The 14,065-nt window shown below is 65.9% G+C and carries 7 protein-coding genes; 2 read left to right on the forward strand and 5 right to left on the reverse strand.

The annotated features are described in order from the left end of the window. Window positions 1-430: 430 nt before the first annotated feature. Complete coding sequence (locus ADBZ9K_RS03590; protein ID WP_526618550.1) at window positions 431-2,464, forward strand: toprim domain-containing protein; 2,034 nt, start codon at window positions 431-433, stop codon at window positions 2,462-2,464. A 9-nt stretch (window positions 2,465-2,473) separates the two neighbouring features. Beyond that, window positions 2,474-4,609 (forward strand): DNA gyrase subunit A, encoded by a 2,136-nt coding sequence (locus ADBZ9K_RS03595; RefSeq protein WP_526618551.1) that lies wholly within the window; start codon window positions 2,474-2,476, stop codon window positions 4,607-4,609. 49 nt (window positions 4,610-4,658) lie between these two features. On the opposite strand, the gene ADBZ9K_RS03600 is transcribed toward ADBZ9K_RS03595, so the two are convergent. The 5 genes from ADBZ9K_RS03600 to ADBZ9K_RS03620 all read right to left on the reverse strand — a co-directional run bounded on the left by ADBZ9K_RS03600 (window position 4,659) and on the right by ADBZ9K_RS03620 (window position 13,942). Beyond that, window positions 4,659-7,520 carry an MMPL/RND family transporter gene (locus ADBZ9K_RS03600; RefSeq protein WP_526618552.1) on the reverse strand — a complete coding sequence of 954 codons (2,862 nt, stop codon included), beginning with the start codon at window positions 7,518-7,520 and terminating at the stop codon, window positions 4,659-4,661. Beyond that, a complete protein-coding gene (locus ADBZ9K_RS03605) occupies window positions 7,517-7,954 on the reverse strand; it encodes an MmpS family transport accessory protein (RefSeq protein ID WP_526618553.1) in 438 nt (145 codons plus the stop codon). Before ADBZ9K_RS03605 ends, ADBZ9K_RS03600 begins: the two co-directional genes overlap by 4 nt. Then, window positions 7,951-9,705, reverse strand: a complete 1,755-nt coding sequence (locus tag ADBZ9K_RS03610) for an ABC transporter ATP-binding protein (protein WP_526618554.1) — start codon at window positions 9,703-9,705, stop codon at window positions 7,951-7,953. Before ADBZ9K_RS03610 ends, ADBZ9K_RS03605 begins: the two co-directional genes overlap by 4 nt. Next, window positions 9,702-12,263, reverse strand: coding sequence for an ABC transporter ATP-binding protein/permease (locus tag ADBZ9K_RS03615; RefSeq protein WP_526618555.1), 2,562 nt, complete (start codon window positions 12,261-12,263; stop codon window positions 9,702-9,704). The genes ADBZ9K_RS03610 and ADBZ9K_RS03615 overlap by 4 nt, the downstream gene beginning before the upstream one ends. A gap of 125 nt (window positions 12,264-12,388) precedes the next feature. Next, window positions 12,389-13,942 carry a PPE family protein gene (locus tag ADBZ9K_RS03620; RefSeq protein ID WP_526618556.1) on the reverse strand — a complete coding sequence of 518 codons (1,554 nt, stop codon included), beginning with the start codon at window positions 13,940-13,942 and terminating at the stop codon, window positions 12,389-12,391. Window positions 13,943-14,065: the final 123 nt, after the last annotated feature.

Raw genomic sequence — 14,065 nt, forward strand, 5'->3', positions numbered from 1 at the left:
TTGCTCATGGTGGCGCCGCGCTCGCCCTCGACGGGTTCGGACGTGCCCTGGAGCCATCGGGTGGAGTATGACCGCGCGGGTCGTCTGGACGAGGATGATGGCGATCGAACTTGCGCCGGGGTGGGGCGCACTGCGGCCAGGCTCCTGATCAGGTCGTGTCCGTCCTGTCCGGCGGTAACGCTCTTCTATCGTTACTGTCAGCCCTCGTCGGTATCATTCGCAACAGGTGTCTGTAAAGGCTCCGCCTGGTCGAGTTCCTCTCACAGGATGACGTTCCGCAGAATCTGTTGGTGCCCCGACGCGGCTCCGCGAAGATGTCATGCCTGCCGACTACTATTTCGGCGGCACACCCGTGCATGCCGAGTGGGGAGCCGGTGGGGCCCGCATGTGAGCCCGCCCGTCCCCCGGCCTTGACGCAAAAGGACGAGCAGTGAGTTACACCGCGGCTGACATCACCGAACTCGACGATGTCCAGCACACGCGCCTGCGCCCGGCGGTCAACCTCGGACTGGACGTGCTCAACACCGCGCTGCGTGAGTTGGTCGACAACGCGATCGAAGAGGTCGCTGATCCCAGCCACGGCGGGTCGTGTGTGACGATCACCTTGCATGCCGACGGATCGGTCAGCGTCGCCGACGACGGCCGCGGCTTGCCGGTCGACTCCGATCCGGTGACCGGGAAGAACGGCATCGTCAAGACACTGGGTACCGCGCGGGCGGGCGGCAAGTTCTCTGCACACACCGACGCAGCCAGCACGGGTGCTGGACTGAACGGAATCGGCGCGGCCGCGGCGGTTTTCATCTCCGCGCGCACTGACGTGACCGTATACCGGGCCGGACGAACGTACCTGCAGAGTTTCGGCGGTGGCTACCCGGGAGTGTTCGACGGCAAGGACTTCGACCCGACCGCCACCTTCACCCGCTCTGATACGCAGAAGCTACGCGGCGTGAGCAACCGGAGACCGGATGCACACGGCACAGAAGTGCGCATCTTGTTCGACCCGATCGTGGTACCGGACTCCAGCGTGGACATCAACGAGGTTCTGCTGCGGGCGCACGCCGCTGCGCGGATGTCCCCGGGGGTGCACCTGGTCGTCGTCGACGAAGGCTGGCCCGGCGACGAGATCCGGCCCGAGTTGCGCGAGCCGTTCGGCGGCCCGTGGGGCACCGATACCCTCCTTGACCTCATGTGCGCCGCCGCCGGAACGCCTGTGCCAGGCGTACGCGCCGTGGTGGAGGGCCGCGGGGAATACACCACCGGCCGTGGCCCCACCCCCTTCCGGTGGTCCTTGACGGCAGGGCCCGCCGAACCGCCTACGGTCGCCGCGTTCTGCAACACCGTGCGTACCCCCGGTGGCGGGTCGCATCTGACAGCCGCGGTGAAGGGGCTGTCCGAAGCGCTGGCCGACAGAGCGTCCCGCATCCGGGATCTGGGCCTGGCCAAAGGCGAGGATGGCCCGGAGGCACAAGATTTCGCCGCAGTCACTTCACTAGCCGTGGACACCCGCGCACCCGATGTGGCATGGGACTCCCAAGCCAAGACCGCCGTGTCCTCGCGCTCACTGAACGTGGCGATGGCCCCCGACGTGGCGCGCAGCGTCACTATCTGGGCCGCCAACCCCGGCAATGGCGACGCGGTACTGCACTGGACGAAATTGGCCTTGGAATCGGCGCGGGCACGGCGCAGCGCCGAGGGCGCAAAAGCCCGCTCCCGCGCGGCCTCAAAAGCGAAGGGGTTGGGCACAAACCTGTCCCTGCCGCCCAAGCTGCTACCCAGCCGGGAAAGTGGCCGCGGGTCGGGAGCGGAGCTGTTCCTGTGCGAGGGCGACTCGGCGTTGGGCACCATCAAGGCCGCCCGCGACGCCACCTTCCAGGCAGCCTTCCCGCTCAAAGGCAAGCCGCCCAACGTCTATGGCTTCACCGTGAGCAAAGCCCGGATCAAGGACGAGTTCGATTCGATCGAACGCATCCTGGGTTGCGGAGTGCGCGACAACTGCGATCCGGAGTCGTGTCGGTACGACCGGATTCTGTTCGCCTCCGACGCTGACCCGGACGGCGGCAACATCAACTCGAGCCTCATCTCGATGTTCCTGGACTTCTACCGGCCGCTCGTCAAGGCCGGCATGGTGTACGTGACGTTGCCGCCGCTGTTCGTGGTCAAGGACGGTCAGCAGCGGATCTACTGCCAAGACGAGTCCGAACGCGATGCTGCCGTGGCCCAGATGAAGGCCACCTCAAACCGCAAGGTGGAGCTGCAGCGAAACAAGGGTCTCGGTGAGATGGACGCCGACGATTTCTGGAATACCGTTCTGGATCCGCAGCGGCGCACCGTGATTCGAGTACACCTCGATGACGGCGACCCAAAGCTGCACCACACCCTATTTGGCGGGCCACCAGAGGGCCGGCGCTCGTGGATGGCCGACGTCGCTTCCCGCGTCGACACCTCGGCCCTCGACCTCGACTAGGAGTACGACGTGACCGCCATCTTGGACATCCCTGAGCAGAATCCCGACCTGGTCCTCGAGCAGAGCGCCGACGACTACTGGAATCGCTACCAGCTGATCTTCGCGCTGTACAGCGTCAGCGACCGCGCCATCCCGTCCGCGTTCGACGGGCTCAAACCCGGCCAACGGCGGCTGCTGTACCAGATGTACGACTCCAGACTGCTCCCCGGCAACAAACCGCAGAAATCCTCGAAGGTCTGCTCGGCGGTCACCGGCAACCTGCACCCGCACGGCGGCGCGTCGATGTACGGTGCGGCGGCGCTGATGGCTGCTGAGTTCCAGCGCGTGAAAGTCATTGATGGACAGGGAGCTTTCCCGCGCATACAGGGTGATATCCCAGCCGCTGACCGCTACACCGAGATGCGGTTGTCCGCACCTGGCGCAGCCTTGACGGCCGAACTCGCCGACCACGCGGTGCCGATGGTGCCGACGTTCGACGGCGAGTGGATCGAACCAACCGTGCTACCGGCCCAGTGGCCGGTGCTGCTGTGCAACGGCGCCGTCGGCATCGCCGAAGGGTGGGCCACCAAGGTTCCCGCGCACAATCCCCGCGAGGTCATGGCAGCGTGCCGGGCGCTGCTGAAGACCCCCAACATGACCGACGACAGGCTGGTCAAGCTCATCCCTGGCCCCGACTGGGGCAGCGGCGCAACTGTGGTTGGAACAGCTGGCCTGCGCGAGTACATCACCACCGGCCGCGGTGCGTTCACAGTACGTGGCACGGTTTCCATCGACGGGAAAAACGTCATCATCACCGAGCTGCCCCCCGGTGTCGCAAGTAATACCGTGCAGGAAAGGATCCGGACTCTGGTCGAGTCCGGCGAGATGTCCGGCGTGGCGGACATGTCAGACCTGACCGACCGCCGCAACGGGCTGCGCATTGTCGTCACCGCCAAACGCGGCCACAGCGCTGAGCAGATCCGCGAGCAGCTGCTCGCCCTGACACCGCTCGAGTCGACGTTCGCGGCCAGCCTGGTCGCCCTCGACGAGGACCGGGTGCCACGCTGGTGGTCGGTGCGCGAGCTGATTTCCGCATTCCTGCGTCTGCGCGACTCGGTGGTGCTGCACCGCAGCGAGTATCGATTGGAGAAGGTCACCGCACGGCGCCATCTAGTGGCTGGCCTGATGACCATTCACCTGGATATCGATGCCGCTGTGGCCGTTATTCGCGGATCCGACACCGTCGATGATGCCCGCCGTGGTTTGCAGGAACGATTCGCGATCGACGCGGAACAGGCGGATTATGTCCTGGGGCTGCAGCTTCGGCGACTGACCAAGCTCGACGTCATCGAGCTGCAGGCCGAGGCCGAGAAGCTGGACGCCGAGTTCGCCGAACTCACCGAGCTGGTGGCCAACCCCGACGCGCGCCGAGTGGTGATCGACAACGAGCTGGTCGAGACCGCGAAGCTGTTCAAGGGCGCTGAATTCGACCGTCGCACCGTGCTGGACTTCGATGCCACCCCGATTGCATCGAACGCCGACGAAGGCTCCCGCGAACGTAAATCCAACCCCGCGTGGCGACTTGACGACCGGGGCGTCTTCTCCGATAGCCACGGCGAGCTGCTGACCTCGGGACTGGGCTGGGCGGTGTGGACCGACGGGCGAATCAAGTTCACCACCGGTAGCGGGCTGCCCTACAAGATCAGAGATATCCCGGTGGCGCCGGACATCACCGGGCTGCTGAGCTCCGGGGTAATGGCGCCGGGATCGCATCTGGCATTAGTGACGCGACGAGGCAAGGTGCTGCGAATCGACCCCGCCGCGGTGAACCCCCAGGGCGCGGCGGGCAACGGTGTCGCCGGGGTGAAGTTGGCGGGTGACAACGATGAGGTGATTGCTGCGCTCCCACTCACGTGCCAGAACGGCGAGGCGATCCTCTCGACATCCGAAAAAGCCTGGAAAGTAACCGAGGTCGCCGACATCCCAGTCAAGGGTCGCGGCGGTGCCGGCGTCGGCTTTCATCCGTTTATCGCCGGCGAGAGCTCGCTACTGTCTGCGACGGTCTCGGCCACCGGTTTTGTGCGCGGGAAGAAGACCGTGCAGCCACAGAACCGCGCCAAGGCTTCGATCAAAGGCTCCGGCAGCGACATCACACCCGATGTGTAGGCACGCAGTACCGACGTCAAGGCCAATATCGCCCCATGACCAGGCCCGATCAAACCCGGGTGTTCTGATCTGTGGTGCCACTCCCGACGACCCTGTGACGAGGTTGGATGGGCCGGGTTCGGACATTGATCGGCCACCAGAACCACCGGCCCAGCAGAGCGGCGATAGACGGTGTCATGAAGGACCGCACCACCAAGGTGTCCAGCAACAGTCCAAGTCCAACCGTTGTGCCGATCTGACCGATGATGCGCAGGTCGCTGACCACCATCGACGACATGGTCGCGGCGAACACCAGACCGGCCACGGTGACGACGCTGCCGGTGCCACCCATCGCGCGGATGATGCCGGTCTTGATGCCGGCCGGCAACTCCTCCTTGAACCGGGACACCAGCAGCAAGTTGTAGTCCGATCCGACGGCCAGCAAGGCGATCACCGACATCGCTAACACCAGCCAGTGCAGTTCAATACCGAAGATGTACTGCCAGAAGAGGATCGACAGCCCGAACGACGCGCCCAACGACACCAGCACTGTCCCGACAATGACCAAGGCAGCGACGAGACTTCGGGTCATCACGACCATGATCATGAAGATCAAGCAGAGCGCGGCGATTCCGGCGATCAGCAGATCGTATTTCGATCCATCGGCCATGTCTTTGAAGGTGGCTGCCGTGCCCGCCAGAGAAACCTTGGCGTCCTCCAGCGGTGTGGCCTTCACCGCTTCGATCGCCGCAAGCTTTATCGGCTCGACGTGTGAAAGGCCCTCGGGCGAGGCGGGATCGCCACGATGGGAGATGATGAAACGTACCGCCTTGCCGTCCGGTGATACGAAACTGCGCATGCCGCGCTGAAAGTCGGGATTGTCGAACACTTCCGGCGGCAGATAGAAGGAGTCGTCGTTCTTGGCGTCGTCGAATGCCTTACCCATCGCCGTCGAGTTCTGGCTCAGTTCGTCGAGCTGATTCCACATGCCCGACATCGTGCTGTAAGTCGTCAGCATCATCTGACGCATGTTTTCCATGGTCGTGATCATCGGCGGAACCTGCGCGAGCATCTCCGGCATGAGACGGTCCATCTCGGTCATGTTCACCACGACCTTGTCCATGGTGCCCGTCATGCGGTCGACCCCGTCAAGGGTGTCGAACACCGAGCGGAACGACCAGCAGAGCGGGATGTCGTAGCAGTGCGGCTCCCAGTAGAAGTAGTTGCGGATTGGTCGCATGAAATCGTCGAAATCGGCGATTCGGTCGCGCAACTCATGGACAATCTGTTGCAGTTCGGCTGTCTGTCCGACCAGGTCGTGCGTAACGCCGGTCAGCTGGGTCATCAGGGCATACATCCGCTTCATCGTCGCGACGGTGGTGCCCATCTCCTCGGCCTGCCGCTTCATGTCGGCCATCCGGTCTTTCATCAGCTTCATGTTCTGCACCATGCCGACGTTCTGCATGCTGACGAGGAACGGCAGTGAAGTGTGGGCGATGGGCATGCCGTCGGGCCGGGTGATGGTCTGCACCCGCGCAATGCCAGGAACCCGGAACACCGCCTTGGCGATCTTGTCGATCACCAGGAAATCGGCGGAGTTGCGCAGATCGTGATCGGCTTCGATCAACAGGATTTCAGGGTTCATCCGGGCTTGGCTGAAGTGTCGGTCGGCGGCCTGCAGGCCCGCGTTGGCGGGGATGTCCTGGGGGATGTAGCGGGTGTCGTTGTAGCTGGTGCGGTATCCAGGTAGAGCAGCGAGCCCGAGGATGACGACGGCAACCGAAGCGGTGAGAATCGGCCCCGGCCACCGCACGATGGCGGTGCCAACCTTGCGCCACATGCGGATTCGCATGTGGCGCTTGGGCTCGAGCAGCCCGAATCGGCTGGCCACGGTGACGATGGCCGGGCCCAGCGTCAACGCGACCACGACGCCGGCCACGATGCCGGCCGCGCACGGTGGCCCCAGTGACTGAAAGTACGGCATGCGCGTGAAGCTCAGGCAAAAGGTCGCACCGGCTATGGTCAGGCCGGATCCCAGCACGACGTGCGCCGTGCCGTTGAACATCTCGTAGTACGCCGCTTCCGGGTCGGCGCCGGCCTGGCGGGCCTCTTGATAGCGGCCGACGAGGAAGATCGCGTAGTCAGTTCCCGCCGCGATAGCCAGTGACACAAGTAGATTGACGGCGAAGGTCGACAGGCCGATGACATTCGCGTAGCCGAGCGCTGCCACGATTCCGCGCGCGGCCGCCACTTGGACGAGCACCATCGCGATCAGCAGCCCCACGGTCACGATCGAGCGGTAGAAGAACAGCAGGATCGCGATGATCACCGCGAAGGTGACGACTGCGATCTTGGCCATGCTGCGCTCGCCAGCATGGTTCATATCGGCCTGCAGCGCGGCCGGGCCGGTGACATAGGTCGTGACCCCCGGCGGTGGCGCGGTGTCGGCCACCACCTTGCGAACCCCGGCGACCGACTCGTTGGCCTCGGTCGTGCCCACGTTGCCGGCCAGGTTCAACTGAACGTAGACCGCCTTGCCGTCGGCGCTCTGCGCCGAGGCCTCCGTCAGGGGATCGCCCCAGAAGTCCTGGACGTGCGTAACACTGGGATCGGCCCGCAGTTTCTGGATCAAGCCGTCGTAGTAGGAATGGGCATCAGTGCCCAGAGGTTGGTCGCCTTCGAGCACGATCATCGCGAAGCTGTCCGACTCGGACTCTCCGAAGACCCGGCCCATCTGCGTCATCGCCTGCACCGACGGCGCATCCGGTGCGCTCATCGGGACCGACCGAAGCTGGGCGACGGTTTCCAGTGGTGGCACAGCGGTACTGACCAGTGCCACCAGCCCCAGCCAACCGAGGATGATCGGGACCGCCAAGCGGCGAATCCAGCGGGCTAGCGTGGTCGGCTCTCGGCGTGACGACGACGGCGTCATGCCGACTTCACAAAGCAATAGACGTAGGCGCTCACGTCGGTCGTTGTCCGTTCAATCTTGGTCTCTCCATCGGCGGTGATGCGGCACCCGATCGAATCGCTGTCGCCCTGGGCAAGAACATTTCCCGCCATGGCCGGGGCGGTGGTGACGATCTCGACCGACCATGGCAACGTCACCGAGTTCACCTGGTGGGGGGTGCCCGCGTCGTCGAGATAGTTGATATCAGCCACCGTTCCAGGCGGACCGAACACTTGGTAGACAACCCGTTTCGGGTCGGACTTGCGCTTCTCGTCGGACATGCTGCCGGCGTACGTCGGCAGCTGATGGGAGCCGAAGATGCCCCGCACCCGCGACACGGCGAAGGCGCCCGCCGCGACCACCACCACAAGGACAAGCGGAATCCACACCCGCCTGGCGACAGCGAGAACGCTCATACCCGGCCGGAGGTGTCCGCGGTGAGCTGCCAACCGGCGCTGCTCTCCTGCTGCCGCCAGAACTCGGCGAAACGACCGCCGAGTGCCGTGAGTTCCTCGATGCTGCCCTGTTCGACCACCGCGCCGCCGTCCACGAACAGAACATGGTCGGCGTGGCGCACGGCGTCGAGCCGGTGGGCGAGGATAACGCGGGTCCGCGGATGCGGATCATCGTTGATCGCCTGGGTGATCAATGCCTCGTTCTCGTTGTCCAGCGCGCTGGTTGCCTCGTCGATCAGCAGCAGACCAGCCGGCTTTGCCAGCGCCCGCGCGATGCTGACGCGCTGGCGTTCGCCCCCCGACAGGGCGCCACCGGCTTCCCCGACCGCCGACAGCGCACCGTCGGGGAGGCGTTCGACGATCTCGTCCACGCGAGCCAGCGCCATCACTCGGTGGATCTCCTCGTCGTCGGCTTCGGGATGTCCGACGCGGATGTTGTCCGCGATCGTGCCGTCGAACAGGTAGGGATGCTGAAACACCACGCTGACCAGCGCGCGCCGGGCGTCGGGGTCGATGTCGGCGGCATCGATGCCGTCCACCAGGATTTGTCCCCGCTCGGGCGGGTGCAGCCCAGCGATCAGCGACAAGATGGTGCTCTTGCCCGAGCCGGACGGGCCGACGATCGCGGTGGTGCTTCCGGGTTCGAGGGCGAAGGTGAGGTCCGTAAGTACCTCCGATCCCTGGTAACCGAAGCTCACGGCGCGGAATTCGATTCTGGGAGATGTCGATTGACCTGATGGCGGCCCGCCGCGCTTGGACCGCTCGGGCAGCGGTGCGGTGGTGATGGCGTTGAGCCGGGCCAACATGCCCCGCGAGGACTCCATCGCGCTGGACAGATCCGCCAGCGCGGTGAACGGCTCGAGGAAGCGCACCATCACGATCAGCAGTGCCACCGCCTCGGGCGGGCTGATCTGCCCGCGCAGCGTCAGCGTCGTGATCGTGCCCGCCAGCAGGATCAGCGCAACCTGGCTGGCCACGCTGAACAGTAGCTGCCCGGGGATCTGGAACAACAACAGCCGCAGGGTCGCTCCGCGCACGGCGGTGATGGCCTGTCCGGTCTGGCTCCGGGCGGCCGTGACCCGACGGCTGGCCCGCAACGCCTGCTGGGTGCGCGCGAACTCCACCAGTCGCTCGGTGAGTGCACTGTGCGCGTCGGTGTCGGCAGCATCGGCGGTGCGGACCAGGCGCAGGGTGGCGGCGAGCGCACCGAGCAGGAACGGTAGTGCGATCGCGGCGGCGACCCCGACCTGCCAGGAGACGAAGAACAACCCGATGGTGATCGCGGCGGGCAGCAGCAGCGCACCGAGGAACGGGCTGAGGAGGTTGGCGACGAAGCCGACGAGGACCGGCGCGCTGGCCGCGATGGCCTGCCGGGCGGCTGCGATGTTGTCGGCGGTGAACCAGCGCAATGGAACCGCGGTCAGGCGGTTGGCCATGGCGTGCGCAGTCGTGTCAGCCAGCGTAAACCCAATGCCGAAACCGACGCGGGCCAAGATCATGTCGATCACCCAACCGCCCGCAGTCACCGCGGTGAGCGCGCCGACCCAGGGCAGGGCGTCCGCGGGGTAGCGGCCGAACAGTGCGGCCAGCAGCGGAACCAATAGCAGTGCACTGGAGGCACGCAGGACGACCGAAACGAGTGAGAGCACTGCGTAGTTGGTGATCTGGCCGCGGCTCTGGCTGGGGATCAGCCGAATCAGGGTGCCGATCATGGGGTGGCCTCACGGATCAGGGCGCCGGTCGGCGCGGGTGTGCCGGCGGATCGGCTCTCCCACAGGCGGCGGTAGCGACCGTCGGCGGCCAGCAACGCGGTGTGGGTGCCGACCTCCGCGATCCGGCCGTGGTCTAGGACGACGATCTGGTCGGCGCTGGTGACGGTGTGCAGGCGGTGCGCGATCACCAGAACAGTTCGGTTCTGGATCAGGGAGCTCAAGGCCTGTTGCACAAGATATTCCGCTTCCGGATCGGCAAAGGCAGTCGCCTCGTCGAGGATGAGGATCGGGGTGTCGGCGAGCAGGGCCCGGGCGATGGTCAGCCGTTGCTTTTCGCCGCCGGACAGCTGGCTGTCGGCCCCCAGAACCGTGTCATACCCATTCGGCAGCCGTAGGATCCGGCCGTGGATCTGCGCGTTCTGCGCGGCGCACTCGATGTCGGCGATGCCGGCTTCCGGACGGGCGAGTGCGATGTTCTCGCGGACGGTGCCCGCCACGAGCTGAACGTCCTGGAAGACGAATCCGACGCGGGTGTAGAGCTCGTCGGGGGTTAGCGTGCGGATGTCGCGGCCGTCGATGCGAATTGAGCCGGAATCGACGTCATGGAACCGGGCCAGCAGCGCCGCCAGCGTCGACTTGCCCGAGCCGGACGGGCCGACCAGCGCGGTGACTGTGCCAGACCTCAGGGATAGGGTCACGTCGCGGATGACCGAGACCCCCGGACGGTAGCCGAAGCTGACACCGTCGAACCTCACACCGGCGGGGGCTGACGACGGTGCATCCTCGGTGCGGGTGCTCAGTTCGTTCTCCTCCAGCGTCACTGCAATCCGCCTGGCGGCCTGCGTCCCTTCCCGGATGCCGCCCAACCCGTAGGCGATGCCCAACAGTCGGCCGCCAAAGGTGGTGCCCAGCACCAGGAACGGCAGCAGCGTCGCGGGCGTCATCCAGCCTGCGACGACGAACCAGGTTCCTGCCGTGACGATGAGCCACAGGAACGTGCTCGGCCGGGTCACCAGATCCATGAAGGTCTTCTTGCCGATGAACGGCCGCTGCCACTCGTTGAGGAAGGTGATGTAGTCGTCCAGGCGATGGCGGAACGAGGAAGCCGCCGCACCGCCGAACACCCGAATCACCGGCTGACCCTCCAGGAATGCCGCTGATTCAGCGTTCATGCGTTCGGCCCACCGCGAAGCCTCGGCGATCTTCGGGCCGCTCTGATACACCATGGTCCACGTGGTGACGACGTAGACGAGGATCGGGAGGAACAGGATCAGCGCCATCCGCCAGTCGACCGAGAAAAGGTAGACCAACACCGCTATCGGCGCGACCACCGCCGCGACCGCGTCGCAGACTGCGTGCGTCACCAGATAGTGCAGCGAGAGAGTGTCGTCCTGGATCAGCTTCTTGACCGGGCCCGACCCGCGATCAGTGAACCAACCCAACGGCATTCGCGCCAGCTTGTCCAGCAACCGGCGGCGGACCTGCGCGCTGAAGCGCATCTCGACCACGTGCAGCCACAGCACCAGGACCGCACCCAGCGTCGTGCCCGTGGCCAGCAGGACCACGAACGCGGTCACGGTATCCCAGATCCGGGATTGGGCGGCGCCGGTGAGCAACAGCTGAGCCAACTCGACCAGGACCACGAACGGAGCCAGCTGCAGCAGGGTCAGCAGTGCCTGCAGCACACCGGCGACGACCAGTTTCGATTTCACGGACGCCAAGAGGTTCTTGCCCGCCTGGGAGCGCCACTGGCCCTTGGCGGCGGTGGGCTGGACCGGTGCTGGAAGCGCCGGCGCGGGCGTCGTCGTCTCGTCGGTGCGGTGGGTGCCCATCTCGCGACCCTGCGTCCAATACGCCTGCGCGTGGAAGTCGGTCTTCGGGAACCCGAAGCTGTCTCGCAAACGCTTTCGCACGTGCTTGAGCGCACCGGCTTCGGTCCCCGCCCACGCTGACCAGTTCGACCAGTCCCGGTCCTCGATCGCCGCCGCGAGCGCGGCGTCATCGGATCTGGTCACCCAGTGCAGCCGACGCCGCGGATGCTCGGTGAGCGGGATGAGTTCATCCTCGTCGCAGTGGCGTTCCAGGTACACCTCGATGGGCACGTCTGCCGGCAGCGCGGCCACGATCGCATTGATCGCTGGGATGGACGCCGAATCCCCGATAAGCAGGAAGCCGGCCGGAAGCTCCTCGGGCACCTCGAACCGGGACGAACCCAGTGCCACCACCGGGATGGTCATGCCCGCCTGAGCCTTGGCGGCCCATGTGCAGGCCGGCCCGGCCGGCGCGTGCAGCACCACATCGACGGCAAACCGGCCGGCGTCGGGTTCGGCCCACACAATCGTGTAAGCGCGCTGGAACTCCGAGCTACTGCCGGCTGGGTCGGGAAACCAGAACCGCAGCCATGCCGTCGGCCCCACACTGATGTCATCGAACAGCGTCGGCGACGACATGGTGATCCGGATGCAATGCGGGGCTATGTGTTCGGTCTTCACCACCGTTGCGACGTGATCGCGCCCCCCGAAGCCGCGCAGCACAGCGCCTTGGAAACCTCGTCCCATGTCGGAGTCCTCCACTTCGAGCCTACGAGTTAGCGTACCCTAACCTAATAAGTGACCTCGTCGCCGGCGGGTGGGCCTCACAAGGACATCGGTAGGGTCGCCACGACCGCCAGGACTACCGACAGTCATTCCTGGTGGGGTACCGCATCGCCGGCGTCGTCGTCCCAGTTGGTGGGGAGCATCGGCATGGTCGGGCGCTCGTCGTACGGATCGGTGGCGCGTTCGGTCAAGCCCACTGGGGTGACCTCGGTGCGCCGTCCGCTGGTTATGGCGCCGCTGAACCCGATCGGACCTCCCCCTCGGCGGGATGACGACGTGGTCGGATGCGCGACCGGCTCCGGCGGTGGCGCGCTGTCGCTGTCGGCGTCGAGAGACATGTATTCGTTGCGGTGACCGCGTTCTTTGATCCGCTGGGCGCGGCGGCGTTTGGCCCGTGCACTGGACTGCGTCGAGACCACCGCCGCGGCAGCTGCCGGCGCCGCTTCCGAGGCCAGCGCCTTGCTCCCGCTGCCTTCGATCAACGTGGGGCCCGGCCCATCGTCAGGGTCGGTGCGGCCGACTGCATAGAGAACGCTTTGCGTGAGGGGTGCCGGCGCCGCAGATCCCGCGGGTGCAGCAGGAGCACCGCTGGCTACCGGTGCGGCAGGCGCGGCAGTTGGTGCGGCCGGTGCCGTCGTCGAGACGGGCCAAAGACCGCGCTGGTGTGGCTGGGCTGGCGCGAGTGCGGCGGGGGCAGGCGCCGGACCGGACAGGGTCGGCGGGATCGCCAGAAGACCGAGCAAGGGAAGCGCCGCACCAAGCAGCATCGGAAGCAACAGCGGTGAGGCCAACACCAGGCCCCATGTGGTCCACCCAACCGGTTGGAGTATCGCCTGGTACAGCAGTGCCGATAGCAACGGGCCCCAGGTTTGCAGTGCTTGGACTGGATTCGTCAGGAAATCGACGATGATCTGCTGGAGGCTGGATACCGGGTGGGTGAGGAAGTCCCAGATGAGGTCACCGTCTGGGAGCGATTTGATGTAAGACTCCAGCAGCTCAACGATGATGTTCGAACTGTCCAGGGCGGCACCGGATTCGCCGGCTCGAGCCTGGGCGGCAGCCGCACCCGCCGTTGCCCACGCTGTCGCCGACTCCCCTGTCGGCACGACGATCGTCGGAGCCGGCACCGTCGTCGGCACGGCAGCCAGGGCGACACTCGAGACAGCCTGGTAAACACTCATCGTGGTGGCTGCCTGGATCCACATCCGCACGTAATCGGCCTCGTTCACGGCAATCGGGATCGTGTTGATGCCGAAGAAGTTGGTAGCCATCAGCGCCGTGTGCAGGCTGTGGTTGGCGGTCAATTCGGGCAGGGTCGGCATCGTGGCCAGTGCAGTGGAGTGGGCCGCGGCGGCGACGCGGTGCTGAGCGGCCGCAGCTGCACTGTCCGCGGCCGCCTGTTCCAGCCACGCCAGAAACGGGGCGTGGGCGGTGAGGTACCGCTCGGCGCTAGGGCCCTGCCACGCTCCCGCCGCAACTGTGGCGAGAATCTGAGTGAGTTCTGCTGCAGCCGTGAGATATTCGGTGCTCAGGGCTTGCCATGCCGCGGCGGTTGCCAGCAGTACCCCGGCGCCGGGGCCAGCGCTGAGCAGCGCTGAGTGGACCTCTGGTGGCGAGGCGAGCCAAATCGGCGCCGTCATCCGCCTCCCCCTGATGGGACGTGCCGCGATGCCGCCACAGGTGAATCGAACGGAGTCGCCGGCACGGCGCTCGCCGTGGCGTGCCCATTGCCGGCACCCTGGCTACTCATGAGGAATGCTCCT

Source organism: Mycobacterium sp. (assembly GCF_965229265.1).
In the GTDB taxonomy this organism is placed as follows: domain Bacteria; phylum Actinomycetota; class Actinomycetes; order Mycobacteriales; family Mycobacteriaceae; genus Mycobacterium.

Bases quoted from the DNA above. Each gene is read 5' to 3' on its own strand.
- ADBZ9K_RS03600 (WP_526618552.1), bottom strand. From the start codon at position 7,520: ATGACGCCGTCGTCGTCACGCCGAGAGCCGACCACGCTAGCCCGCTGG.
- ADBZ9K_RS03605 (WP_526618553.1), bottom strand. From the start codon at position 7,954: ATGAGCGTTCTCGCTGTCGCCAGGCGGGTGTGGATTCCGCTTGTCCTT.
- ADBZ9K_RS03610 (WP_526618554.1), bottom strand. From the start codon at position 9,705: ATGATCGGCACCCTGATTCGGCTGATCCCCAGCCAGAGCCGCGGCCAG.
- ADBZ9K_RS03615 (WP_526618555.1), bottom strand. From the start codon at position 12,263: ATGGGACGAGGTTTCCAAGGCGCTGTGCTGCGCGGCTTCGGGGGGCGC.
- ADBZ9K_RS03620 (WP_526618556.1), bottom strand. From the start codon at position 13,942: ATGACGGCGCCGATTTGGCTCGCCTCGCCACCAGAGGTCCACTCAGCG.